Raw genomic sequence first — 25760 nt, forward strand, 5'->3', positions numbered from 1 at the left:
CCATAGAATCTCCCACAGGGATAATCTAAATCCTGTGGGAGCGGCGATGCGGCGACCCGACTTGCCCCGCGATGAACTTCCCGAAAATCTCAGGAATGCGTCAGTTGCACATGCTCCTGCGCATCCAGCACCGACTTGTCGGTCTGCTGAAGCATCTGGCTGGTAATCGCCCCCGCAGCCATCGCGCCGTTCACGTTCAACGCGGTACGGCCCATGTCGATCAGTGGCTCGACCGAGATCAGCAAGGCCACCAGTTCCACCGGCAAGCCCATGGCCGGCAGCACGATCAGCGCGGCGAAGGTCGCACCGCCGCCCACACCGGCAACACCTGCCGAGCTCAGAGTAACGATCGCCACCAGGGTGGCAATCCACAGCGGATCAAACGGGTCGATGCCCACCGCTGGCGCCACCATTACCGCCAGCATGGCCGGGTACAAGCCGGCACAACCGTTCTGGCCAATGGTCGCGCCGAACGATGCAGCAAAGCTTGCGATCGACTGTGGAATACCCAGGCGCAGGGTTTGTGCCTCGATGCTCAGCGGGATGCTTGCCGCGCTGGAGCGGCTGGTGAAGGCGAAGCTCAGCACCGGCCAGACCTTGCGGAAGAAACGCAGCGGGTTCACGCCGCTCAGTGCCAGCAATAGGCCATGCACCACGAACATCAGGCCCAGGCCCAGGTACGACACCACCACGAAGCTACCGAGCTTGAGAATGTCGTCCAGGTTCGAGCTGGCCACCATCTTGGTCATCAGCGCGAGCACGCCATAAGGGGTGAGCTTCATCACCAGACGCACCAAGCGCATCACCCAGGCTTGCAGGGTATCGATGGCGGCCAGGGCGCGGTTGCCTTTTTCCGCGTCATCCTTGAGCAGTTGCAAGGCCGCCATGCCGAGGAACACGGCGAAGATCACCACGCTGATGATCGAGGTCGGTTTGGCTCGGGCCAGGTCGGCTACCGGGTTGCTGGGGATGAACGACAGCAGCAGTTGCGGGATATTCAGGTCGCTGACCTTGCCCACGTAGTCGCTCTGGATCGCAGCCATGCGCGCGGTTTCGGCGGTGCCGGCGACCAGGCCCTCGGCGGTCAGGCCGAACAGGTTGGTCAGGACGATGCCGATCAGCGCGGCAATCGCCGTGGTGAACAGCAAGGTGCCGATGGTCAGGAAGCTGATCTTGCCCAGCGCCGAAGCGTTGTGCAGACGCGCGACGGCGCTGAGGATCGAGGCGAAGATCAGCGGCATGACGATCATTTGCAGCAACTGCACATAACCGTTGCCGACCAGGTCGAGCCAGCTGATGGTCGCCTTGAGCACCGGGTTGCCCGCGCCATAAATGGCATGCAGGGCGGCGCCGAACAGCACGCCGAGGATCAGGCCGACCAGGACCTTCTTGGCCAGGCTCCAGTTGCCATGACGGGTTTGTGCCAGCCCTAGCAGCAACGCCAGGAACGCCAGCAAGTTGAGAGACAACGGCAGATTCATTGAAGCTCCAGGAGAAAAGGCGGGGCATCGCCTCTGTGTGCGATTACGAACGGAAATGCTAACAGCATGAAAACCAACGAATTTATATCGAAATGGAATTTAGATAGTCGTTTTTGGAATAACAACAGGTCGTAAACAGAATGCTCGTGGCCGCTCAGGGGCGTGTCGGTGTCGTTGTCGGGTCGGTGTGCATGTGCGGTTTTGCTAGCGTGGGCGGGCCACTTTTCTGGAGAAATGCACATGACGTCTGCTCCGAAAATCCTCGCCGCCGGCCTTGCCCTGTTATTGGCCGGACACAGCTGGGCCACCGAACTCAAGCACTGGCCGGCCGCGGCTGCCAAGCAATTGGACAGCATGATTGCCGCCAATGCCAACAAGGGCAATTACGCGGTCTTTGACATGGACAACACCAGCTACCGCTTCGACCTTGAAGAATCGCTGTTGCCATTCATGGAGAACAAAGGCCTGCTCAGCCGCGACAAGCTCGACCCTTCGCTCAAGCTTATCCCCTTCAAAGACACCGCCGAGCACAAGGAGAGCCTGTTCAGTTACTACTACCGGCTCTGCGAAATCGACGACATGGTCTGCTACCCGTGGGTTGCCCAGGTGTTTTCCGGTTTCACCCTCAAGGAGCTCAAGGGCTATGTCGATGAGCTGATGGTATCGGGCAAGCCGGTGCCGAGCACCTATTACGAGGGTGATCAGGTCAAGAGCATCGAGGTACAGCCGCCGAAAGTGTTCGCCGGCCAGACTGAGCTGTTCAACAAGCTGATGGACAACGGCATCGAGGTCTACGTGATGACCGCGGCCTCCGAAGAGCTGGTGCGCATGGTCGCCGCCGATCCCAAGTACGGCTACAACGTCAAACCGCAGAACGTGATTGGCGTCAGCCTGCTGCTCAAGGACCGCAGCAGTGGTGCCCTGACCACCGCGCGCAAGCAGATCAGCGCTGGCAGTTATGACCCGCAGGCCAACCTGGGCCTGGAGCTGACCCCTTACCTATGGACCCCGGCCACCTGGATGGCGGGCAAGCAGGCGGCGATCCTGACCTATATCGATGAATGGAAGAAGCCGGTGCTGGTCGGTGGCGATACGCCCAGCAGCGATGGCTACATGCAGTTCCATAGCGTCGACGTGGCCAAGGGCGGCATCCACCTGTGGATAAATCGCAAGGCCAAGTACATGGACCAGCTCAACGGCATGATCGCCAAGCATGCGGCGGCCCAGGCCAAAGAGGGCTTGCCGGTGACGGCAGACAAGAACTGGGTGATCGTCACGCCGGAGCAGATCCAGTAGGGGTGGGAGCGGGCTTGCCCCGCGATGAAATCCCCGCAGCTCACAAAATAGATATCAATTGCGAATCTATCTCATCTTCTGCTAGCGTGCGCTCACCTTGAGGTCCATCGCCAGGAAGTACCGTGTCTTCGTGGAATACGCAGATAGCCCGCTTGTTCGCCGAGCACAAGAAAGCGCTGGAAGCTTTTGTTGCACGCCGCACCGGTAACGCTCAGGTGGCAGCCGACCTGACTCAGGAATCATTCCTGCGTCTTGCGCGGCTGCCTGCCGACAAGAAAATCGACAATCTGCCGGCCTTCCTCTTCACCATTGCCAGCAACCTGGTGCGCGATCATCAGCGTCAATCCATTCGCCGCGAGCGCCTGGACGGCGGAGAACCCAGCGAGGAGCTGGCCTGCGAAACGCCCGGTGCCGACGAGCAATTGTCTGTGCTGCAGGAGCAAGCCTTGATGCATGAAGCTATTCAAGCCCTGCCCGAGGCGACCCGGCATATCTTCCTGCTTTATCATGTCGACGAATGTTCCTACCGGGAAATTGGCGAACGGCTGCACATTTCCCCGCGTAGTGTCGAATACCAATTGCGCCGTGCGCTGATCGAATGTCGGGCCTTCATCAAGGCGCGCCTGCTCAGCGGCACGCCGGGGCCGCGTCCATGAAGCGGCCGATTGCAGCGATGGATACTCCGATGACCGACCCTCACGCCACGGATGCCGGCGATCTGTTCGCCCAAGCCAGTGGCTGGTACTACCGCCTGCAGGCCGACGATGTCACGGCCAAGGAGCGCGAGGCCTTTACTCTCTGGTTGGCCCGGGGCCCGGCCCAGGCTCAGGCCTGGGATGAGGTGCTTGGCCTGCTGGGTGCCTTGCGTGAGTCGGCGCGGCAGATTCGCCAGGCCCAGCACGCACGTTGGCGCCGGCCACGGCTGCAGCTCTGGGCCAGTGCTGCAGCCGTGCTGTTGATGATCGGTTTGCTGGCGTACAGCCCCTGGCCGGACCGCTGGCGCGCCGACTATGCCACCGCCACCGGGGAGTCGCGCAGCATCGCCCTGGCAGACGGTTCGCAACTTCAGCTCAACACCGACACGGCCCTGCAGGTCGAGCTGGCCGATGGCGAGCGGCGAGTGCGCTTGTTACGTGGCGAGGCCTGGTTCGAGGTCAGTCGTGACCCGGCAAGACCGTTTGTGATTCGCTCCGGTGATGGCTGGGTCAAGGTTGTTGGCACGCGCTTCAGCGTCGCCCGGCAAGGCGAGCAGACCCGCGTACGAGTGGCGCAGGGCAAGGTCCAGGTCAGCGCCGACAACCAGCAGTCCGTACTGCTTGAACCCGGCCGAGCCGTCGAGTACCGCGGCGCTCAGTTGAGTCGCGAGCATGCCTTCGATGTGGCCGCCGAGTTCGCCTGGCGCCAACGCCAGTTGGTGTTCCGCGAGCAGCCGCTGGCCGAGGTGGTCGATGCCCTTAACCGTTACTGGCCGGGGCAGACCCTGGTGCTGGGCGAGAGCCTGCGCCAGCGCAAAGTCTCGGGGGTTTTCGAGATCGACAAGCCCGATGCCGTGCTCAAGGCCTTGACCCACACCTTGGGCTTGCACGCCGAGCATTACACGCCGTACCTGCGGGTATTGCGCGAAGGCTGAAAAATTTCTTACAAAAGTTTCAGGGTTTCCCCAGCAGCAGACGTCCTTGATCTCGTAGGCGCAAATAATAAGCACTCTCAGATAGTGCGGCGCCACTCTACGACTTCGACGATTCTGGGGAGCACCACTGATGGAAAACACCACTGCCACCCGGCGCCTGCCCGGCCTGCCGACCCTGTTGAGCCTGGCCATTGCCCTGGGCTGCGGCACCTTGGCGATGCCGACCCTAGCGGCGCCTGCCGCGCAAGCGCAGGTCTATCGCTTTGAGATCCCGGCGCAATCGCTGGATGCGGCGCTGGCAGCCTTCAGTGCAGTGACCCGGGTGCAGGTGCTGGTCGGTGCCGAGGTGACCCAGGGCCTGCGCTCCCCAGGCTTGAATGGCAGTTATCCACAGGATCAGGCCTTGGCCAGGCTGTTGGCCGGCACTGGCCTGAGCGCAAGCTACATCGACCGCGACAGCGTGACCCTGGAAAAACGCCAGGGCAAAGACGACGCGTTGCAGTTGGGGGCGATCATGGTCGGCGGCAAGGTGCTCGGCGCCACCACCGAAGGAAGTCAGTCCTACACCACGGGTGCGTTGACCATCGGAAAGGGCGAGCAGAAGCTCAAGGATATTCCGCAATCGGTGTCGGTCGTTACTCGTCAGCGCATGGACGACCAGAACATGAATAGCCTGCAGGACGCCATGCGTCAGGTCACCGGGGCAACCATCAAGAGCTATAACTCCGGCTCCAGCCTCAATGACGTCTACGTGCGCGGCTTTCTGGTCGACCAGGTGCAGGTCGACGGCGTTTCGCAAATGACCGGCCAGGGCGACCTGATGACCAGCTTCGACCTGGCGATGTTCGACCGGGTCGAAGTGTTGCGCGGGCCTTCCGGCCTGTATCAAGGCGCCGGCGAGCCTGGCGGCACCATCAACCTGGTGCGCAAGCGTGCCCTCGGCCAGTTCGCCCTCAGTGGCGAGCTGTCGGCAGGCTCTTATGATCACTACCACTCGACCGTGGACATCACCGGCCCGCTCAACAGCGACGGCAGCCTGCGCGGGCGCTTTGTCACCGCCTACGAAGACAACAAGTCCTTCGTCGATTACGCCCAGAACGAGCGGCCGATGGTCTACGGCCGGCTTGAGTATGACGTGACCCCGGACACCACCCTGTCGTTGGGCGGCGCCTACCAGAAGAACCATTCCACCCCCGCGTTTGGCCTGCCGGCCTATGCCAACGGCAAGCTGCTGGACGTGAAACGCTCGACTTTTGTCGACGCCAAGTGGAACGAGCTGGATGAGCATGTGTGGGAAAGCTTCTTCGAGGCTGACCACACCCTGGACAACGGTGGCCAGTTCAAAACCTCGCTGACCTACCGCGACGCGGAAACCCCGACGCGCAACTTCACCTGGAGCGACGGCGCGGTAGACCCGGCCACGGGTGCCAGTTCGGCGGTGGCTTACTCCTACTACACCCACATCAAGACGCTGGGCCTGGACAGCTTCGTGACCTTGCCGGTGGAAGCCTTCGGCCGTACCCACGAGATGACCGTGGGCGCCGAGTACCAGCACCTGGACAAGGACTTCACTTACGGTGGTGGTGAATACTTCGACACCAATGTCTTTGATCCGGGCAGCATCAATATCCCCAAGCAGAAGTACGAGATGGACAACGGCAACTGGTCCAAGTCGCACCAGTACGGCCTCTATGCCCGCACCAAGATCAGCGCTACCGACTGGCTGGACGTGATCCTCGGCAGCCGGGTGACCTGGTTCGATAGTGAAGCGCACAACGCCAACGCCTTCTTCAACAACTTCAGCAACACCGAGACCAACATCAACCGCAAGGTCATCCCTTACGCGGCGCTGATCGCCAAGCTGACCCCGGAACTGTCGGCCTATGCCAGCTACACCAGCGTGTTCAAGCCGCAGACCGATGTCGACAGTGGGGGCCAGACCATTGCTCCGCGCAAAGGCAAACAGTACGAAATCGGCCTCAAGCGCGAGTTCTTCGATGGCCGCTTGAACGGCAGCGTGGCGCTGTTTCGCATCTATGACGAGAACCGTGCCGAGCTTGTGGCCAACAGTCAGTACTACGAGCCCCAGGGCAAGATTCGTAGCCAGGGCTGGGAAACCGAGCTGAGCGGCAACCTTACCGACAACTGGAGCATCAGCACCGGTTACGCCTTCACCATGCTCAAGTCGCTGAGCGGCGAGGACACCAACCAGGGCACTACCATCACGCCCAAGCACAACTTCAACCTGTGGACGAATTACGAGTTTACCGACGGGCCACTGAAGGACTTCAGCGTGGGTGGTGGGGTGCGTGCGGTGAGTGCCACGTACTACAAGCGTGACGTGGACTTTGTTCAGGGCGGTTATGCCCTTACCACAGCCCAGGTGGGGTACAAGTTCAACGACAACCTGTCGGCGAAACTGACGGCCAACAACCTGTTTGATCGGACCTACTATGAGCGTGTGGACAGTTCGTGGGGGTCGAACTTCTATGGCGAGCCGCGCAACCTGACGTTGACCTTGCGGGCCAAGTACTGAGTTGAGGCTATCGCGGGGCAAGCCCGCTCCTACACACCTGTAGGAGCGGGCTTGCCCCGCGATTTTTTACTTACAGCCCGTCCAGCAGCGCCTTGTTGCGCACCGCGCCCTTGTCGGCACTGGTGGCCAGCAGGGCGTAGGCTTTCAGTGCGGTGGTCACTTTACGTGGTCGCACTTCCACCGGCTTCCAGCCTTTCTTGTCCTGCTCGACACGCCGCGCCGCCAGCTCTTCATCGCTGACCAAGAGGTTGATCGAACGGTTGGGGATGTCGATCAGCACCTTGTCGCCATCTTGCACCAGGCCGATGGCGCCGCCGGCAGCGGCTTCTGGTGAAGCGTGGCCGATCGACAGGCCCGAAGTACCGCCCGAGAAGCGGCCGTCGGTGAGCAGCGCACAGGCTTTGCCCAGGCCTTTGGACTTGAGGTACGAGGTTGGGTAGAGCATCTCTTGCATGCCCGGGCCACCTTTGGGGCCTTCGTAGCGGATGATGACGATGTCGCCAGCCTTCACTTCATCAGCAAGGATCCCGCGTACGGCGCTGTCCTGGCTTTCGAAGATCTTGGCGTTACCTTCGAAGACATGAATCGACTCGTCGACGCCGGCGGTTTTCACCACGCAACCGTCCAGTGCGATGTTGCCGTACAGCACCGCCAGGCCGCCCTCTTGCGAATAGGCGTGCTCGAAGCTGCGGATACAGCCATTCTCGCGGTCGTCGTCCAGGGTTTCCCAACGGGTAGACTGGCTGAACGCTGTCTGGGTCGGGATGCCGGCGGGGCCCGCCTTGAAGAAGTGGTGAACCGCTTCGTCGCTGGTCTGGGTGATGTCCCACTTGGCGATGGCTTCTTCCATGCTCGGGCTGTGCACGGTCGGCAGGTCGGTGTGCAGCAGGCCGCCGCGGGCCAGCGAGCCGAGAATGCTGAAGATGCCGCCGGCGCGATGGACGTCTTCCATGTGGTACTTCTGGATGTTTGGCGCCACTTTGCACAGCTGCGGCACTTTGCGCGACAGGCGATCGATGTCGCGCAGGTCGAAGTCGATCTCGGCTTCCTGGGCGGCGGCCAGCAGGTGCAGGATGGTGTTGGTCGAACCGCCCATGGCGATGTCGAGCATCATGGCGTTCTCGAACGCCTTGAAGTTGGCGATGCTGCGCGGCAGTACGCTCTGGTCGTTGTCACCGTAGAAGCGCTTGCACAGCTCGACGATGGTGCGGCCCGCCTGCAGGAACAGTTGCTCGCGGTCGCTGTGGGTGGCCAGGGTCGAGCCGTTGCCCGGCAGGGCCAGGCCCAGGGCTTCGACCAGGCAGTTCATCGAGTTGGCGGTGAACATGCCCGAGCATGAACCACAGGTCGGGCAGGCGCTGCGCTCGTACTCGGCGACTTTTTCGTCGCTGGCAGTGGCGTCGGCGGCGATGACCATGGCGTCGACCAGGTCCAGGCCGTGGCTGGCCAGTTTGGTCTTGCCGGCTTCCATCGGCCCGCCAGAAACGAAGATCACCGGGATGTTCAGGCGCAGAGAGGCCATCAGCATGCCGGGGGTGATCTTGTCGCAGTTGGAAATACAGACGATGGCGTCGGCGCAGTGGGCGTTGACCATGTACTCGACCGAGTCGGCGATGATCTCGCGGCTTGGCAGCGAATAGAGCATGCCGTCATGGCCCATGGCGATGCCGTCGTCGACTGCGATGGTGTTGAATTCCTTGGCCACGCCACCGGCGCGCTCGATCTCGCGGGCTACCAACTGGCCCAGGTCCTTCAGGTGCACATGGCCCGGGACGAACTGGGTGAAGGAATTGGCGATGGCGATGATCGGTTTCTTGAAATCTTCGTCCTTCATCCCGGTGGCACGCCAGAGGGCGCGGGCGCCGGCCATATTGCGGCCGTGGGTGGACGTTTTCGAGCGGTAATCAGGCATGAAGCACTCCTGGCGGCTAATCAGGTAACAAAAAGGGGAGTGAGCTTCTCTTGTCCTTTGCACCGAAGGCAGGTGGCCGCTGGTACGGATGAAGCCGAGGACGCCGCGGGATCGCCGTGCGCTCGGCCAGAGCTCATAAACCCGCCGGGGATGACTGGCGATGAATAGCCCGATTCTACACCGCTGCGGCCTTGAGGGAATGGCGTTGTGATAATTGGCCGTTGGCGCAGCCCGCAAGGTAAAGGCCTTGGCGTCGGTGGGCCGGCTTTGGGTAGACTTGCGCGCCTCGCACCCCACTGGCCAAAAGGATTTGCAATGCCTGCGACAAGTCGATCTTTACTGTTCTACGTGGCCATCGGCCTGATACAGGGCCTGGTGTTCCTCTACGCCAGGCACATCCAAATCGATATCGCCGGGCTGCCATTCGGCCTGTGTTCTGCTGTGCTGGTGGCCGGGGCCAACCTGCAACTGCTCGGCAGCGCGGTATTGCAACGCGGTACGGGCTGGCTGGTGCTGGGCCTGACCCTGCTGATTGGCTTTATCAGTAGCTGGACCTTCAGCCAGGACACCCTGGGCTGGGTCTGGCAAAGCTCGTGGCTGGCAGCGATTGTCCTCGCTTACATCGGCACCGCCTTCATCCTCAGTTGGCCAACCCGCGAAGGGCTGCGGCCGCGTTATGAAGACTTGTTCCGGCATGCCTGGAACAACGTCTTCATTGTCCTCCTGGCGCTGCTGTTTACCTTGTTGTTCTGGCTGCTGCTGTGGCTGTGTGGGCGATTGTTCCTGATGCTCGGCATCCCTCAGGTCGAAGACGTACTGACCTCGGCACCGGTGTTGCGTATCGGGCTGGCGGTGGTGTTCTCCTTGGGCATGCGCATGGGCCTTGAGAACGAAAAGGTCATCGGCTTGCTGCGCGGCGTCCTGCTGACCCTGTGCCGGGTACTGCTGCCGCTCAGTGCACTGATCGCCGTACTGTTCAGCTTGGCCCTGCCGTTTACCGGGCTGCAGCCAGTTTGGAACACCGGCTATTCGACCACCATTCTGTTGTTGCTGGTGGCGACCAACCTGTTTTTGCTCAACGGCGTGTTCCAGGATGGCCATCAGGCCAATCCCTATCCGGGCGTGCTCAAGCGTCTGGTCGAGGCCTGCCTGCTGTGCTTGCCGGTGCTGGTAGCGCTGGCGGGCTATTCAAGCTGGTTGCGAGTAGATCAATACGGCCTGACGCCTGAGCGCATCCTCGCCCTGCTGTTGATCGGCGTGATGCAGGTACATAGCCTGGCCGCACTCTGGGCGGTGTTCGCATCGCGCCAGGGCTGGCTGCACAGCTTGCGGGTGAGCAACCCGTGGATTGCCCTGCTCAGTGCGGTGCTCGTGGTGCTGTTCTACACGCCACTGTTGAACCCTCTGCAGATCAGTGCGAACAACCAGGTCGAGCGCCTGCTTAGCGGGCGTACCGCGATCCAGGAGTTCGATGCCAGAACCTTGTACCACCGCCTTGGCAAGCCGGGACGCGAGGCGTTCAAGGCGCTGGAAGCGCGGCTCAAAACGGATGAGCTGTTCGACGCACAAGGTCGGGAAAAGCTGCTGGGGATCATGGATGAAGCCCATGTCCGGTATGCCGAGGACACTCGCGGCCCGAAACTCGAATGGCTGGGGCCTGAGCAACCTGGCAGCGAGGCGTTCGCCACGATGGTCATGGCCCAGAGCCAGTGCGGCGGCAGGGGGTGCTTTCTGTGGGGGGTGGACATGGACGGCGACGGGCGCAACGAAGTGCTGATGATCCCGCGGCATACCTATGCGTCGAGCGTTTTCCTGTTTGCCCGCGAGGGCGAGGGTGAGTGGCGCGAGGTCGGTAGCCTGCACAGCATTCGCGATAACACCGAGCGACTGGTTCAACTGATCCGCAATGGGCAGATGAAACCGGTGATGCCGCGTTACAAGACGCTGACCCTCGATGGCGACGATTTGACCTGGCAGCCCAACCGTTAACGCTACTACTCCTGCGGGAGCGGCCTTGTGCCGCGATGGGCTGCAAAGCAGCCCTAAGCACATGGCCGGGACTTTTGGGTGCTCAGGTGGTTGGGTCTAAAGCACGATGCGGGTGACGTGGTAGTAACTGCATGGCACCTGCCGCCAACACCACGAAGCCAGCCCCTAGTCCCACCATCAAGTGTTCGCTGAACATTGCAACGGCACTGCTGGTGGCGGCACCTACGGCAAATACCAGGGTGCTGATCATGGATGCTGCTGCCCCTGCACGAGATGGCTGTAACGCCAGGGCGCAACTGGTGGCTGCCGGGCGCGTCAAGGTGGTGCCGGTCGTGGCGATGATCATGGGCAGTAGGATCGAGGCCTGCGAGAGTGGGCCCAGTAAGTACCAGGTCAGCATGATCACACCCGCCAAGCCAATCAGGCTCAAGCCAACCAGCATCTGCACGGAAGTGTTCATTCGCTGGTTCAAGCGCCCTGCAACCACTCCGCCCGCGACATAAGCGACGCCGTACAGAACAAACACCTGGGCAAAGGCGTAGGTGGAGAGTCCCAACCTGTCCATGAACAGCAGGGGGCTCACAACAATGAAGGAAAAATGGCAGGCAAAGGCAATCGCGGCAATCGCGCTATAGGCCATGAATGGCCGATTGCTGCAGATTTCGCGGTAGGTGGATAAAAAGCTTAAGTCTGCATCACGTCTGTGAACATCGTTCCCCAGCCAGAACAGGCTCATCAGTAGGACCACACAGGCGATCAAGGCGAACACGATGAAGCTGCCGGGCCAGTCAAGGGCCTGTTGCAACCAGCTTCCCGCCAGTGGTGACAGGGAAATGAACAGGCCGCTCGCACTCGTCTGCAAGATGCGCAGGGTGTTGCGTTGCTTGCCTTCGAAGAGATCCTGAACAAGCGCCTGGGTCAGTACAAAACATCCACAGCCCAGCGCCTGCAACATTCGAAAGCCGATGAACATGAGGTAGTGGCTTGATAGCACACAGCCCACAGCGCCCGTTATCGAAGCCAGCAGCCCCAACAGTAGCAGGCGTTTGCGTCCAATTCTGTCGGATAGCGGGCCGATCACTAACTGGGACACGCCGACGCCGAGGGCAAACAGACTGATCGAGTAGGCAATCTGGGTGGTCTCGACGGCAAACTGCGCGCCTAATGCCGGGAACGACGGCAAGATCACATCTAGCGGGAAAACGCCGAGCAAGCTCATCATTAGCAGTAGGATGATGAGCATTTCTGTACGAATGGTGCGTTTGGAGGTGGACCTAACACTCATCGATCAAACCCTGCTGAACGAATGATTTCTTAAAGGCCGTGGTATTGAGTAGATCAGTACGCTTTATGGCTTCTAGCGTGCCAAGGGCTGATAACTTTCTACGCTCGGTTGCCCATTTTCGACTTTCATTGATGATCTCATGAGGGTAAACAGGAGGGGTTGGACAGGACATCAGGCTGATGGATAGCCACGGTTCGTCGAATTGGCAGAAGACGTCTAAAATTTCGATAATGTAATCCACCGCGAGCAACTTTTCAGCTGTTGGAAGGTGTTGCCAGACCGAAACAAAACACTCAGAAAAATATTGCGCGTGTCTTGCTTCATCATGCAGGTGGTCACGGAATGCGTGATGGACGGGAGTAATCAGTTTATGGCGCGTAAGGTCCAGCAACTCGGTGGCAATAACTGTCTCTGACACAAAGCCCACGAGGAATTGGACTAAAGGTAGGTGTTTTTGATCCGCAGATCGTAGTAAGTCGTTAAGTTTTGAAATGCGAGCTGAACTCATTCTGGCCAGGGTGAAGTGATTGGCAACTTGTTCGGCCAATACGGCGGAGTACTGTGCGTGATAGCCTTCGTCTGTATAAATTTTAAGACCGGCGTCACGGACATTCTTGTTGAATGTTATTCCCATTCGGTCGTGGACTATATTTTCTACGGCCCGGTTGACGATGGTGTGCTCCAGCGTCGTTGTATAGTCTAGAAAGTGAACAAGGTAGTGTGCTTGGAGATATTTTATTGAGTGGTCAGGCATTACGCTGATGGCAGGATGTCTTAAGAAGGGTAGCATAATTGGAGGGAACCAATTTTTTGTGGTCGATGATTGTATCGCTTCTTGCGTAAGTAAATATCGATTGGGTCGGGATCTTACGCTGCTTTCAATGTCCCAGTGTTTAAATGTGTTACTGGTTCTGGGGCTTAATGGGTCCTGAGTCATGGCGGCCTCTTTAGAACGTCTAGGTGTTTATGAGGTTGGAAAGTTTTCGAGGAGCAGGTTCGTTTTCGCCGTGCCCAGCACCCACAAAAAATAATATTTGCGCGGCCGGGTTTTTTGGATTGATAAGGGACTCGACTGCACGTTCATCTATTGCGCCTGTTAGCCATGTTTTTAGGCCAAAATGAGTTGCGGCCAATTGAAAGGTTTGAGAAATATGGCCGACTTCAATCAGCGCCATGCGATAAGCGCGAGAATGTTTATATTTCCACCACAGTTTATCGAACCTCGAAGCTAGAAATATCCCGAAGGGTAACGTGTTGATGAAGTGTTGTCCTGATAGTAATTCACCCAAATCCGGCAGTTGGTGTGTGCATGAATGAAGAGCATGATGCGCAGGGTTGTAAAAATATAGTCCAGCATCCAAACCCTCTATATTTTTCGCATAGAGGTACCCCTCTGTTGAGTTTAGCCCTCCGCCTGAAGGACTACAGCGACGTTGCCGTAAGCTGATGGGGAGGCAAGTCGATTCAGGTAAAGCACGTTCGTCGATAAATCCCAAGGTGTAAAAAAGTATCTCACTGAGTAGATCTAGCGATACTGGATTTCTACTAAAAACGCGTGAGGTGGCGCGTGTTGTTAGTAGCGGTAATTCGGTGTAATTAGCGTCCGGTTTTTCAAGGTGCACAGAGGCGGGCGCCATGGCTTCAAAGGTTTCAGTAGGAAACGGTTGCTTAAGTGCATCGCTGCAATGCTGTAGGTACGCGGCTGTCCAAGTGGCTTCGTCGGTAGGAGTGTCTTCGTAGGGAATATCTCGCGTTCCCAAATGAAATAACCGTGATAGCTCATCCCAGCCCCACGTAGGTGTAAGTGAAGGTTTGTCAATCAAGATATTGGTGTTGCAAAAATCTTGGTCGAGTGGATGATCAGCGCAGTAGTTGTTTATGTTCTCTGCAAGTTCTATAAGGCGTTGAAGGTGCTTTCCAGTTAACTCGAACTGTCTGTGCTCCTCGAAATTCCAGAATACAAGTCCGGAGCCACTGGGCAGTAGAAAGCCATTTGGATTGATTATCATGATATTTTTCCGGAAAAGTGAGGCGTAGGCCGGCACTACGCCTTACTCAGGCCAAATTTATTTGGCTTTTACGATGTAGTTGAGGTTTGCCAGTTTTTTGCATTCCAGAATTACTTCTTTCATGATTTCTCTCCTTTTTTGTGGGCGTCGCATCGTGGCGACATCAAGAGAGTAGTGGCTTACTGGTGGAGTAGTGCGTGAGGTTTTTCGTTGTGATTCGTAGGATCTATCTTTTAGTGTCTTTGTGGAACTTTTATCAACTGTAGATTATTGAATTTTAAGTTCTTTTTTTGCAAAAAAAATCCCGGCACCAGGCCGGGATTTTTTATTGCATCACGCCTTAGCTGTTCGGCAGCAAGCGGCAGGTGATGCTCTTGATGTAGCGGGTTTCCGGGATTGCCGGGTGGACCGGATGATCCGGGCCTTGGCCGCCGCGTTCGAGCAGCTGGATGTTGCGGTCCAGGTGGCGGGCGCTGGTCAGCAGGATGTTCTGCAGGTCGTCTTCAGGCAGGTGCATCGAGCAGGATGCGCTGACCAGGATGCCGTCTTTGGTCAGCAGGCGCATGGCCTGTTCGTTCAGGCGGCGGTAGGCGCCTTCACCGTTCTTCAGGTCTTTCTTGCGCTTGATGAAGGCGGGCGGGTCGGCCACGATCACGTCGAAACGCTCTTCGGAAGCCTTGAGTTCTTTCAGGGCTTCGAACACGTCGCCTTCGATGCAGGTCAGTTTTTCGGCAATGCCGTTGAGCCCGGCGTTACGCTCGACGCCGTCCAGGGCAAAGCCGGAGGCATCGACGCAGAACACTTCGCTGGCGCCAAAGGCACCGGCCTGTACGCCCCAGCCACCGATGTAGCTGAACAGGTCGAGCACGCGCTTGCCCTTGACGTACGGTGCCAGGCGCGCGCGGTTCATGCGGTGGTCATAGAACCAGCCGGTCTTCTGGCCTTCCATCACCGGGGCTTCGAACTTCACGCCGTTCTCTTCCAGGGCAACCCACTCCGGCACCAGGCCGAACACGGTTTCAACGTAACGACCCAGGCCTTCGGCATCGCGCGCGGCCGAATCGTTCTTGAACAGGATGCCGGTTGGCTTGAGCACCTGGACCAGCGCGGCAATCACGTCATCCTTGTGTTGCTCCATGGTCGCCGAAGCGAGCTGGACCACCAGAATGTCGCCGAAGCGATCGACCACCAGGCCTGGCAGCAAGTCGGAGTCACCGTACACCAGGCGGTAGAACGGCTTGTCGAACAGACGCTCGCGCAGCGACAGGGCAACGTTGATGCGGTGCACCAGCAGCGATTTGTCCAGCGCAAGCTTGGCGTCGCGCGACAGCAGGCGAGCGCAGATCAGGTTGTTCGGGCTCATGGCGACAATGCCCAGGGCCTTGCCGCCAGCAGTTTCGAGGATCGCCTGGTCACCGGCCTTGAAGCCATGCAGCGGGGTCGCGGCGACGTCGATTTCGTTGCTGTAGACCCACAGGTGGCCGGCGCGCAGGCGGCGGTCGGCATTGGCTTTGAGACGAAGGCTGGGCAGGGACATGACGTCGCTCCGGGAAAAAAGAGCGGGATTATAACCCGATGCCCGGCGCCTCGATGGGGAATAGCGACAAATTGCAACAGAGTGATGGCCTTTCGCGTCACCCCTGGCCAGCATGATCGGGTTAGAATCGCCGCTCAGCCCCGAGTGTGTACTTATGTCCCAGGAACTCTCCGCCGAACAGATCCAGGATGCCCTGCAGGGCATCAGCGTACCGCCGCAGCCGCAGATCATGGTTGACCTGCAGTTCGAACAATACATGCCCGACCCCGACCTGGAAGTGATCGCCAAGCTGATCTCCCAGGACCCGGGCCTGTCCGGCGCGTTGCTCAAGCTGGTCAACTCGCCGTACTACGGCCTGAGCAACAAGATTGCTTCGATCCAGCGTGCGGTGAATCTGCTCGGCAGTCGCTCGATCATCAACCTGATCAACGCCCAGTCGATCAAGGGCGAGATGAGCGACGACACCATCGTTACCCTCAACCGCTTCTGGGACACCGCCCAGGACGTGGCCATGACCTGCCTGACCCTGGCCAAGCGCATCGGCTCGCAGGCGGTGGACGAGGCCTATGCCCTGGGCCTGTTCCACGATTGCGGCGTGCCGTTGATGCTCAAGCGCTTCCCCGACTACATGGGGGTGCTCGAGGATGCCTACGCCAACGCCAGTACTGATCAGCGTGTGGTCGACACCGAGAACCAGAAGTTCAACACCAACCACGCGGTGGTGGGTTACTACACCGCCAAGTCCTGGCGCCTGCCGGAACACCTGAGCAATGCCATTGCCAACCATCACAATGCCCTGGCGGTGTTCAACGATGACTCGGCGCGCAACAGCCAGCTGAAAAACCTCCTGGCGATTCTGAAGATGGCCGAGCACATCTGCGCCTCGTACCGTGTGCTGGGCAACCAGAGCGTCGACCACGAATGGAATACCGTCGGGCACCTGGTACTCGATTATGTCGGCCTGTCCGAGTATGACTTCGAGAACCTCAAGCAGACCATTCGCGAACTGGGTAGCCACTGATCCATGCCGGAATTGCCAGAAGTCGAAACCACCCGACGCGGTATCGCGCCGTACCTGGAAGGCCAGCGGGTCAGCCGGGTGATCGTGCGTGACCGGCGCTTGCGCTGGCCGATCCCCGAGGATCTCGACATTCGCCTGTCCGGCCAGCGCTTCGTCAAAATCGAGCGGCGGGCCAAATACCTGCTGCTCAATGCCGAGGTCGGTACCCTGATCAGCCACCTGGGCATGTCTGGCAACCTGCGCCTGGTCGAGGTCGGCTTGCCGGCGGCCAAGCATGAGCATGTGGATATCGAACTGGAATCGGGGCTGGCCTTGCGCTACACCGACCCACGACGCTTCGGCGCGATGCTCTGGAGCCTCGATCCGCTCAATCATGAGCTGTTGATCAAGCTTGGCCCGGAGCCGTTGACCGACCTGTTCGATGGCGAACGCCTGTTCCAGCTGTCACGTGGCCGCTCCATGGCGGTCAAGCCGTTCATCATGGACAACGCGGTGGTGGTCGGGGTCGGCAATATCTATGCGACCGAAGCGTTGTTCGCTGCGGGCATCGATCCGCGTCGCGAGGCTGGGAGTATCTCGCGGGCACGCTACCTGAAGCTTGCGATCGAGATCAAACGCATCCTGGCCTGCGCCATCGAGCGTGGCGGCACTACCTTGCGCGACTTTATTGGCGGCGACGGCCAGCCGGGCTACTTCCAGCAGGAACTGTTCGTCTACGGACGAGGAGAAGAGCCGTGCAAGGTCTGCGGCAGCATCCTGCGCGAGGTCAAGCTCGGCCAGCGCGCCAGCGTTTTCTGCCTGCGCTGCCAGAAGTGACGGTGCTCAGCGCGGGCTGAGCACTTGCGCGGCGCCCACGCCGCGAGGGTCGCTCGCGGCTTCCAGGGTCTGCCCGGCCTTGTCCCAGTACAGCACTTGCTGATTGCCGTAGGTCCGCCCCAGGTCCTTGAGCTGGTAGCCGCGCGCTTGCAGCTCGCGCTGTTGCCCGGCACTGAAAGCCCCCGGTTCGTGTTCGACCACATCGGGCAGGTACTGGTGGTGATAGCGCGGTACGGCCGGCCAGTCGGTAACCGGCTTGCCTTCGAGAAAGCCCATCACCGACAACAGCACCATGCTCGGAATACGGCTGCCGCCCGGTGTGCCGAAGGCGGCGAACTGGGTCGGGCTTTCGATGAAGCTGGGGCTCATGCTCGACAGCGGGCGCTTGCCGGCAGCCACGGCGTTGGCCTGGCTGCCGGCCAGGCCATAACTGTTGCTGCCACGTGGGTCGGCGGCAAAGTCATCCATTTCGTTGTTCAGCACCACACCGGTGCCCGGCGCGCTGAAGGCAGCGCCGAACGGCAGGTTGACCGACAGCGTCGCTGCCACGGCATTGCCGTCGGCGTCGATCACCGCAAAGTGAGTAGTGTGATCGCCTTCGCGCCAGGCCGAGGCAGGCGGCAGGCTGCTGCTGGGGGTTGCCTGGTGCACGTCGATGCTGTTGGCCAGGGCGGTCAGGTAATTTCGCGCAAGCAACTGTGGAATCGGGTTGACCACGTAATCCGGATCGCCAAGCAAGCCTCGGTCGCGGTAGGCGCGGCGCAATACTTCCAGCACGTAATGGCTGCGCTGCACAGGTTCGGCACTTTGCCAGGGCAGGCGTTGCAGCATCGCCAGGCTCTGGGCCAGGGCTACGCCACCGGCCGAGGGCGGCGGGGCGCTGATCAGCTCACGCTGGCCGGCCAGTTGGTAGCGCAGTGGCTCGCGTTTGGCGGTGCGGTAGTTGGCCAGGTCATCCAGGCTCCAGATGCCACCTGCAGTCTGTACGCCCTGAACCATGGCCTGGGCGGTAGGGCCGCTATAAAAGCCTTCACGGCCTCCGCTGGCGATGCGCTCAAGGGTAACGGCCAGTTGCGGTTGGCGGATTTGCGCGCCAAGGGCCGGTACTTCACCGTTGATAAGGAACAGCCGGGCGCTTTCCGGATCGTCGCGCAGCGCGCTCAAGCGCATTTGCGCGCGGTCGCGGTAAACGCGGTCGACGGCAAAACCCTGATTGGCCAGGCGAATGGCCGGGGCCAGGGTGCTTTTGAGCGGCAGCTTGCCGTAATCGGCGGCAAGATCGGCCAGTGCTGCCGGTAAGCCGGGAATCGCCGCGGCCAGCGGACCATTGATAGACAAGCCCGGCTGGACCTTGCCGTCCTTGAGGTACATGGTTTCGCTGGCCTTGCCAGGCGCGCGCTCACGGGCATCGATAAAGGCGTAGCGCGCTGGTGTATCGCCTTCGCGCAACAGGAAGAAACCGCCGCCGCCAAGGCCCGAGCCGTAAGGCTCGACCACCGCCAGCGCGGCGCTGACAGCAATCGCGGCATCAAAGGCGTTACCGCCCTGTTCGAAGATTTCTTGCGCTGCAGCCGTCGCTTGGGCATGCGGCGTGGCAATCGCTGCGCGGCCCGGGCCTTGTGCCTGGGCACAGGCTGCCGCTAGCGCCAGGGCGGCACCAAGTACCCGCAGGGCAAACCGGGCGACGAACGGCATCAGGCCTTGCCGGTGATTCGGCGGTATTTTTCCATCAGCTGCGCTTCGCTTTCCGGATGGGCCTCATCCAGAGGGATGCAGTCTACCGGGCAGACTTGCTGGCACTGGGGCTCGTCGTAGTGGCCGACGCATTGGGTGCACAGGTTGGGGTCGATCACGTAGATCTCTTCGCCTTGAGAGATCGCAGCGTTCGGGCACTCGGGTTCGCAGACGTCGCAATTGATGCAATCGTCGGTGATGATCAGGGACATGGGGACTCCGGCCAGGGCTCAGCACCCGGGCATTTGAAAACCAATGGGCATAATTGTGCCGCATTAGCGCCCGCAGTGCACGCGGGCGCCTTGGTCAAATCACCGATGTCACTTCTTGAAGCGTTCGGTCAGGGCGTCGGCCACCACCGGGTGGACGAATTTGGTGATGTCGCCACCCAGTGCGGCGATTTCCCGGACCAGGGTCGAGGAGATGAACGAATAGCGCTCCGAAGGCGTGAGGAACAGGCTCTCGACGTCGGGGGCCAGTTGCCGGTTCATGTTCGCCAGCTGGAATTCGTACTCGAAGTCCGAGACCGCGCGCAGGCCGCGCAGGAACACATTGGCCTGCTGTTCCTTGGCGAAATGCGCCAGCAAGGTGGAGAAGCCGATGACTTCGACATTGGGCAGGTGCTTGGTGACCTCACGAGCCAGTTCCACCCGTTGTTCCAGCGGGAACAGTGGGTTTTTCTTCGGGCTGGCGGCGACCGCAATGATCACCTGGTCGAACAGCCGTGAGGCACGCTCGACCAGATCGCCATGGCCCTTGGTAATAGGGTCGAAAGTACCTGGGTACAACACTCGGTTCATCGCGTCGTCCTGGCAGGAGTGCGTTGGGGAGTCGGATGGTATCGCAGCAGTGGCGGTCGGCCAAGTCGCCCGTCCACGCTAAAGGCACTATAGACAGTGAGGCCATTTGTTGTCATCTGCCAGCAACCAGGCGCGTGGCCAGGGCATCGCTGAGCAGCGCACTGAGGCCATACACCGACAATTGCGGGTTGGCGCCGATGCTGGTGGGGAACAGAGAACCGTCGTGAATCGACAGGTTGCCCAGCTGATGATGCCGGCCCAGGCTGTCGCACACCGCCTGGCGTGGGTCCTCGCCCATGGCGCAGCCGCCCATGACGTGGGCGCTGCCCAGGCGGGTGCGAAACAGCTCGAGGTTCAGCCCGTCGATCATCTGTCGGGCCTCTGTCAGGTTTTTCACATGGCGGGCATCGCTGTGCACTGGCATGACGCTGTCGGCACCTGCCGCGAACTGGATCTCGGCCATGCTCTGGAAGGCCCGGCGTACGCCGTCCCAGGCGTAGGGCGAGACCTGGTAGTCGAGCACCGGTGCGCCATCGCTGCGCAACTGCACCTCGCCCCCGGCACTGTCCGGGTGAAAACCGTCGCGCAGCAGGGCGAGCATCACGTGGGTATGCGGCAGTTGCTCCATGCGCAGGGCATTTTCCTTGCCGAAACTGCCCAGCAGGGTACTGGCCAGCGCCGGGTGCAGGGGCGGCACCTCGAGCTTGTAGCCCATCGGCCCACTGACGCCGTCGCGCCACTGGAAATGGTCGGAGTAGATCGATTGTGGCGCGCCGTAAAAGGGGTTGACCTGATCCTTGAACAACCCGGCACTGAAGTTGACCAAGTGCAGGAAGGTGCGTTTACCCAGGCGTTCATGAGGGTCCGGGGCGTCGGAGCGCAGCAGCAGGCCGGGGCTGTTGATGCCGCCGCCGGCAAGGATGTAGTGCCGGGCCTTGACCTTGATTTGCCGGCCGGTGGGTTCGACGCAGCGCGAGTCCATGGCCACGCAGTGCAGGCCGCTGATCTGCTCGCCGTTATGTTCCAGGCGCTCGGCGCGGGCCAGGTACAGCAGCTCGCCGCCGTGCTCGAGGGTTGCCGGGATACTGGTGACCAGCATCGACTGCTTGGCGTTGACCGGGCAGCCCATGCCGCAATAACCCAGGTTCCAGCAGCCGCGCACGTTGCGCGGGATCACCTTCCAGTTGTAGCCCAGCGCTTCGCAGCCACGGCGCAGCGCCTCGTTGTTGGCATTGGGCGGCATGATCCACGGCTCGATGCCCAGGCGCTGTTCCAGGCGTGCGAACCAGGGCGCCAGTTCGGCGCTGCCCAGGCCCTTGACGCCATGTTCCCTGGCCCAGTGCTCCAGGGTCGGTTCGGGGGTTCGAAAGCTCGAGGTCCAGTTGATCAGGGTCGTGCCGCCGACCGCACGGCCCTGCAGGATGGTAATGGCGCCATCCTTGCTCATGCGGCCGATGCCTTCCTGGTAGAGGCTGGCGTAGGCCTGGTCTTCGAGCATGTGAAAGTCGCTGCTGGTTTTCAGCGGGCCTTCTTCGATCAGCAGCACCTTGAAGCCGGCAGCACTGAGCAGCTCGGCACTGGTGGCGCCGCCAGCACCGCTGCCGATGATGGCGATGTCGGCGGCAAGGTGCAGGTCCTGGTCAAGGCGCGAGGCGTCACGGGTCTTCCAGCCACGGTTGTCAAGGCCGTCGCGGAACAGGTCGGGTACGGGCATCTTCAGCCTCTTGTCGTTATTAGTGGATCAGACCTTGGGTGGCCCTGGGTAGCCGCAGTGGGCCCAGGCGTCGGGCAGTTCGTACCAGGCCATGTGCAACAGTTGCAGGAGCGAGGCGTGGCCCATGCGTAGCAGGTTCAGCGAACTGTCCTGCCAGCGTTGCAGAAAGGCTTCGATCTGCGCGCTGCTGGCGCTGTCCCAACTGCCCCAGATACCCGTCAACGGCCCGCGGGTGACCGCCATCGCGAGTACGTCGAACAGTTGGTGGGTCAGCTTGAGCATGGCCGGTGACAGCGCCGTGAGCTTGTTGTCCAGCCTGAGCAGCAAGGCGTCGCGCTTGTCGGCCGCCTGGGTGCCGGCCAGCACAACCGGGATCAACGCCTGAAGAATCAGCAGGTCGTTGGCGCGCAAGCAGATGAAGCCGCTGGCCGGCGTTTGCACCGAGCAGCCGCTGAGACTGGCGCCCAGCCCGGCAGTGGCGAGCAAGGCGCTGGCGCCGAGGCTGAACTTGAGCAGCCCGCGCCGGCTCAGCGCGGGGTGTACAGGCAGGCTTGTAGTCATTGTTATCAGGCCCGTGGGTGGTTTTTCAGCGAATGAACAGTTTGTACACCAGCTTGAGCAACGACTTGCCGTAGGGCGGGTAGATCAGGCGCGCGGCATTCAAGCGCTGCTTGGCGAACACCGCCTTGGCCTTGCTGAAGGTCAGGAAGCCTTCATGGCCGTGGTAATGGCCCATGCCCGAGGGGCCGATACCGCCGAACGGCAGATCGTCCTGGGCGACATGCAGCAGGGTGTCGTTGAGGCACACACCGCCAGAGTGGGTGTGTTCAAGCACGTGCTGCTGCTCGTTACGCTCGTAGCCAAAGTAGTAAAGGGCCAGCGGGCGCGGGCGCTGATTGATGTAGGCCAGCGCCTGGTCGAGGGAGTCGTAGGGCACCAACGGCAGTAGCGGGCCAAAGATCTCATCCTGCATCACGCGCATGTCGTCGCTGACCTTGAGCAACAAGTGCGGTGGTAGGCGCCGTCCCTGACGCGGCTCTTGCGGATACAGGTCAATGATTTCGGCGCCCTTGTTGCGGGCATCGTCGAGGTAGCTTTGCAGCCGGGCCAGGTGGCGCGGGTTGATGATGGCGCTGTAGTCCGGGTTGTCGGCCAGGGTCGGATAAAAGCGTCGGACCACGTTTTGGTAGGCTTTGGCGAAGTCATCCAGGCGCTCGCGCGGCACCAGCACGTAGTCAGGCGCTACGCAGGTCTGGCCGGCATTGAGGGTCTTGCCGAAGGCGATGCGTTCGGCCGCGTCGGCCAGTGGCACGCTGGCAGAGACGATCGCCGGAGACTTGCCGCCCAGTTCCAGGGTCACCGGGGTCAGGTTTTCTGCCGCGGCCAGCATCACCTGGCGGCCGACGCTGGTGGCCCCGGTGAACAGGAGGTGATCGAACGGTAGGCGCGAGAAGGCCTGGGCAACGTCAGCTTCGCCCAGTACCACGCTGACCAGATCCTCTGGGAAGACCTGGTCGAGCAATTGCTTGAGCAACTGGCCGGTGGCTGGTGTGGCTTCACTGAGCTTGAGCATCACCCGGTTGCCCGCGGCCAGAGCACAGGTCAGCGGACCAATGGCGAGAAATAGCGGGTAGTTCCACGGCACGATGATGCCGACCACCCCCAGCGGTTGGTATTGCACCTGCGCGCTAGCCGGCTGGAAGGCCAGGCCGACCGTGCGTTTCGAGGCTTTCATCCACTGCTTGAGGTGCTTTTCGGCATGGCGCAGGCCTTGAATGCTCGGCATCAGCTCAGCCAGCAAGGTTTCGTCGGCGCTGCGCCCGCTGAAGTCCTCGTTGATGGCGGCGATCAACCCCTGCTGCTGGGCGAGCAGCGCGCTGCGCAAGCTCTTGAGCCATTGCAGGCGTTGCGCGGCCACCGGCATCGGGTTACCGGCAAAAGCCTGACGCTGGCGGGCAAACAGCCCATTGAGGTCGTCGAATTCAGTAAGCGGCAAGGGGTGGGTAGCGTCGGCGAGCATGCGAAATTCCTCGGCAAGGCAGGTTTTATAGAGCATATACTCTAATATCCATCCCGTGCGACTGTTTTTCACAGTACCTGCGGGTACATAGCGGTGTGGATACACCGTAATATGGACCCATTCATTCAAGCTCAAAACCTGGAGCTGATCATGGCCCCGCGTATCAAGACCCGCGAGCGCATCGTGCAGAACAGCCTTGAGCTGTTCAACCAGCAAGGCGAGCGCAGTGTCAGTACCAACCACATTGCTGCGCACATGGAGATATCGCCCGGCAACCTGTACTACCACTTCGCTAACAAGCAGGAAATCATCGCCGTGCTCTTCACCCAGTATGAAGAACTGGTGGAAAGCTTCCTGCGCCCGCCCCATGGCCGCCTGGCTACGGTCGAGGACAAGCGTTTCTACCTCAAGGCCCTGCTGGCGGCGATGTGGAACTACCGCTTTTTGCACCGTGACCTTGAGCACCTGCTCGACAGCGACAAGGAACTGGCCGCCCGCTACCGGCGCTTTTCCCAGCGCTGCCTGCTGCAAGGCCAGGCGATCTACCGTGGCTTTGTCGAGGCCGATATTGTTGAAATGGACGAGGTGCAGATCGAGTCGTTGACCCTTAATGCCTGGATCGTGCTGACCTCATGGGTTCGTTTTCTCTGCACCACTCGCGAAAATTCCGCGCACTTGAGTGAAGAAGCCTTCAAGCGCGGTGTCTATCAGGTATTGGTGCTGGAGCTCGGTTTCGTCACCGCCAAGGCCCGCCCTGCGGTGGATGCCTTGTGCCAGGAGTTCTACGTTTCGCTTAACCAGGCACTGGAGCAATAAGGCCCGGGCCTCACCGTTCAATCGTTCAGGAGACTGTCATGCCCCTCGCGCAACTGATCACCGCCCAACAATTGGCCGAACGCCTGGAGGCGCCCAAGCAGGTGATTCTCGATTGCCGCTTTGCCCTGGAAGACGTCGATTATGGTCAGCGCAGCTACGCTGAGGGGCACATCGCCGGCGCGCATTTTGCCGACCTGGAGCGTGACCTGAGTGGGCCGATCATCAAGGGTGTGACCGGGCGTCATCCGTTGCCGGCCCCGGAGCAACTGGTCGAGCGGTTGCGGGCCTGGGGTATCGACAACGACAGTGAGATTGTCCTGTACGACGATGGCCCGGGCGCCTTCGCGGCCCGGGCCTGGTGGCTGCTGGCCTGGCTGGGCAAACGCACGGGCGTAGCGATCCTTGATGGCGGCCTAAAGGCCTGGCACGCGGCCGGGCTGCCGCTGAGCCTAGATCCGCCTGCTAAACGCGAAGGCAGTTTCAGTGGTGAGCCGGATGACAGTCTGGTGCTGGATGCCGTCCAGTTGGGCGAGCGCCTGGGCAAGCCCGAGCTGACCTTGATCGACGCCCGTGGCCTGCCGCGTTTTCGTGGCGAGGTCGAGCCGATCGACCCGGTGGCCGGGCATATCCCCGGCGCGCAATGGGCGGCATTTACCGACAATCTGGGTGCCGATGGGCGGTTTTTGTCGACTGAGCAGCTTAAGCAGCGTTTTGCCGAAAAACTCGGCCAGCGTTCGCCAGAGCACCTGGTAGCGTATTGCGGTTCCGGTGTGACGGCCTGCCATAACCTGTTTGCCCTGGCGCTGGCGGGTTATCCCTTGGGCAAGCTGTATGCGGGGTCGTGGAGTGAGTGGATTACCGACCCCACGCGGAAGGTGGCCACGGGCGACTGAGAAGCATCGCTGGGTCTCCTCTGTAGGAGCGGGCTTGCCCCGCGATGAGCATAGGTATCTACACATCTTGCGATTGCGTGATGACGGTGAGGTGTGGGGTTTGAGATGAGGTGAGGGCCAGTAGGTGTACGCCGTTAGGGTTGTGGCGTCCTTGAGATTGAGCGCCGCCCGCGCGGCGCATCGCGGGGCAAGGCCCGCTCCCACATTTGTTGCAACGTGCCATGGCCTGTTAGAGCGGCGTCGTCAGTCTTGGTGCGTGGCGAGAGCGTGG

At 60.7% G+C, this 25760-nt stretch carries 21 protein-coding genes; 9 read left to right on the plus strand and 12 right to left on the minus strand.

The features are described 5' to 3' along the window. Positions 1-89: 89 nt before the first annotated feature. Entirely contained in the window at positions 90-1481 is a 1392-nt protein-coding gene (locus M5G17_RS09530; RefSeq protein WP_273892686.1) for an L-cystine transporter, read from the minus strand. A 240-nt stretch (positions 1482-1721) separates the two neighbouring features. Here M5G17_RS09530 and M5G17_RS09535 point away from each other — a divergent pair, with 240 nt between their 5' ends. From M5G17_RS09535 to M5G17_RS09550, 4 genes are all read left to right on the plus strand, one after another. Next, positions 1722-2777, plus strand: a complete 1056-nt coding sequence (locus tag M5G17_RS09535; RefSeq protein ID WP_273892687.1) for an HAD family hydrolase — start codon at positions 1722-1724, stop codon at positions 2775-2777. Between the two features lie 122 nt (positions 2778-2899). Next, the gene (locus M5G17_RS09540; protein WP_273892688.1) at positions 2900-3433 is read left to right on the plus strand and encodes an RNA polymerase sigma factor; all 534 of its coding nucleotides are present in this window, start codon (positions 2900-2902) and stop codon (positions 3431-3433) included. Positions 3434-3462: 29 nt separating this feature from the next. Further along, positions 3463-4407: a FecR family protein gene (locus M5G17_RS09545; RefSeq protein ID WP_273892689.1), complete on the plus strand. Its 945-nt coding sequence runs from the start codon at positions 3463-3465 to the stop codon at positions 4405-4407. A gap of 130 nt (positions 4408-4537) precedes the next feature. Further along, on the plus strand, positions 4538-6943 hold the full coding sequence (locus tag M5G17_RS09550) for a TonB-dependent siderophore receptor (RefSeq protein ID WP_273892690.1): 2406 nt from the start codon (positions 4538-4540) through the stop codon (positions 6941-6943). A gap of 70 nt (positions 6944-7013) precedes the next feature. On the opposite strand, the gene ilvD is transcribed toward M5G17_RS09550, so the two are convergent. After that, positions 7014-8855 carry a dihydroxy-acid dehydratase gene (ilvD, locus tag M5G17_RS09555; RefSeq protein WP_273892691.1) on the minus strand — a complete coding sequence of 614 codons (1842 nt, stop codon included), beginning with the start codon at positions 8853-8855 and terminating at the stop codon, positions 7014-7016. 315 nt (positions 8856-9170) lie between these two features. Here ilvD and M5G17_RS09560 point away from each other — a divergent pair, with 315 nt between their 5' ends. Then, positions 9171-10844 (plus strand): DUF4153 domain-containing protein, encoded by a 1674-nt coding sequence (locus tag M5G17_RS09560; protein WP_273892692.1) that lies wholly within the window; start codon positions 9171-9173, stop codon positions 10842-10844. Between the two features lie 82 nt (positions 10845-10926). On the opposite strand, the gene M5G17_RS09565 is transcribed toward M5G17_RS09560, so the two are convergent. The 4 genes from M5G17_RS09565 to M5G17_RS09580 form a co-directional block, all read right to left on the minus strand. Beyond that, on the minus strand, positions 10927-12129 hold the full coding sequence (locus tag M5G17_RS09565) for an MFS transporter (protein ID WP_273892693.1): 1203 nt from the start codon (positions 12127-12129) through the stop codon (positions 10927-10929). Next, positions 12119-13066: a diiron oxygenase gene (locus tag M5G17_RS09570; RefSeq protein WP_273892694.1), complete on the minus strand. Its 948-nt coding sequence runs from the start codon at positions 13064-13066 to the stop codon at positions 12119-12121. The genes M5G17_RS09565 and M5G17_RS09570 overlap by 11 nt, the downstream gene beginning before the upstream one ends. A gap of 19 nt (positions 13067-13085) precedes the next feature. Further along, positions 13086-14138 carry a SagB family peptide dehydrogenase gene (locus tag M5G17_RS09575; RefSeq protein WP_273892695.1) on the minus strand — a complete coding sequence of 351 codons (1053 nt, stop codon included), beginning with the start codon at positions 14136-14138 and terminating at the stop codon, positions 13086-13088. 340 nt (positions 14139-14478) lie between these two features. Next, positions 14479-15675 carry a class I SAM-dependent rRNA methyltransferase gene (locus tag M5G17_RS09580; RefSeq protein ID WP_273892696.1) on the minus strand — a complete coding sequence of 399 codons (1197 nt, stop codon included), beginning with the start codon at positions 15673-15675 and terminating at the stop codon, positions 14479-14481. Between the two features lie 154 nt (positions 15676-15829). Here M5G17_RS09580 and M5G17_RS09585 point away from each other — a divergent pair, with 154 nt between their 5' ends. Then, entirely contained in the window at positions 15830-16696 is an 867-nt protein-coding gene (locus M5G17_RS09585; protein WP_273892697.1) for an HDOD domain-containing protein, read from the plus strand. Positions 16697-16699: 3 nt separating this feature from the next. Beyond that, complete coding sequence (gene mutM, locus M5G17_RS09590) at positions 16700-17512, plus strand: bifunctional DNA-formamidopyrimidine glycosylase/DNA-(apurinic or apyrimidinic site) lyase (RefSeq protein WP_273892698.1); 813 nt, start codon at positions 16700-16702, stop codon at positions 17510-17512. Positions 17513-17518: 6 nt separating this feature from the next. On the opposite strand, the gene ggt is transcribed toward mutM, so the two are convergent. The 6 genes from ggt to M5G17_RS09620 form a co-directional block, all read right to left on the minus strand. Further along, on the minus strand, positions 17519-19207 hold the full coding sequence (ggt, locus tag M5G17_RS09595; protein ID WP_273892699.1) for a gamma-glutamyltransferase: 1689 nt from the start codon (positions 19205-19207) through the stop codon (positions 17519-17521). Next, entirely contained in the window at positions 19207-19458 is a 252-nt protein-coding gene (locus M5G17_RS09600) for a YfhL family 4Fe-4S dicluster ferredoxin (protein WP_045201878.1), read from the minus strand. The genes ggt and M5G17_RS09600 overlap by 1 nt, the downstream gene beginning before the upstream one ends. 108 nt (positions 19459-19566) lie before the next feature. Continuing rightward, a complete protein-coding gene (coaD, locus tag M5G17_RS09605; RefSeq protein WP_130262408.1) occupies positions 19567-20046 on the minus strand; it encodes a pantetheine-phosphate adenylyltransferase in 480 nt (159 codons plus the stop codon). A 112-nt stretch (positions 20047-20158) separates the two neighbouring features. Continuing rightward, entirely contained in the window at positions 20159-21760 is a 1602-nt protein-coding gene (locus M5G17_RS09610; protein WP_273892700.1) for a GMC family oxidoreductase, read from the minus strand. 27 nt (positions 21761-21787) lie between these two features. Beyond that, positions 21788-22321 (minus strand): twin-arginine translocation pathway signal protein, encoded by a 534-nt coding sequence (locus M5G17_RS09615; RefSeq protein WP_273892701.1) that lies wholly within the window; start codon positions 22319-22321, stop codon positions 21788-21790. 25 nt (positions 22322-22346) lie between these two features. Then, positions 22347-23780: a coniferyl aldehyde dehydrogenase gene (locus M5G17_RS09620; RefSeq protein WP_273892918.1), complete on the minus strand. Its 1434-nt coding sequence runs from the start codon at positions 23778-23780 to the stop codon at positions 22347-22349. Positions 23781-23930: 150 nt separating this feature from the next. Between M5G17_RS09620 and M5G17_RS09625 the strand changes: the two genes are divergently transcribed. Both M5G17_RS09625 and M5G17_RS09630 read left to right on the plus strand, forming a co-directional pair. Beyond that, positions 23931-24596, plus strand: coding sequence for a TetR/AcrR family transcriptional regulator (locus M5G17_RS09625; RefSeq protein WP_130266746.1), 666 nt, complete (start codon positions 23931-23933; stop codon positions 24594-24596). 38 nt (positions 24597-24634) lie between these two features. Continuing rightward, positions 24635-25489, plus strand: coding sequence for a sulfurtransferase (locus tag M5G17_RS09630; RefSeq protein WP_273892702.1), 855 nt, complete (start codon positions 24635-24637; stop codon positions 25487-25489). Positions 25490-25760: the final 271 nt, after the last annotated feature.

It is taken from the genome of Pseudomonas rubra, assembly GCF_028656935.1.
Lineage (GTDB): Bacteria > Pseudomonadota > Gammaproteobacteria > Pseudomonadales > Pseudomonadaceae > Aquipseudomonas > Aquipseudomonas rubra.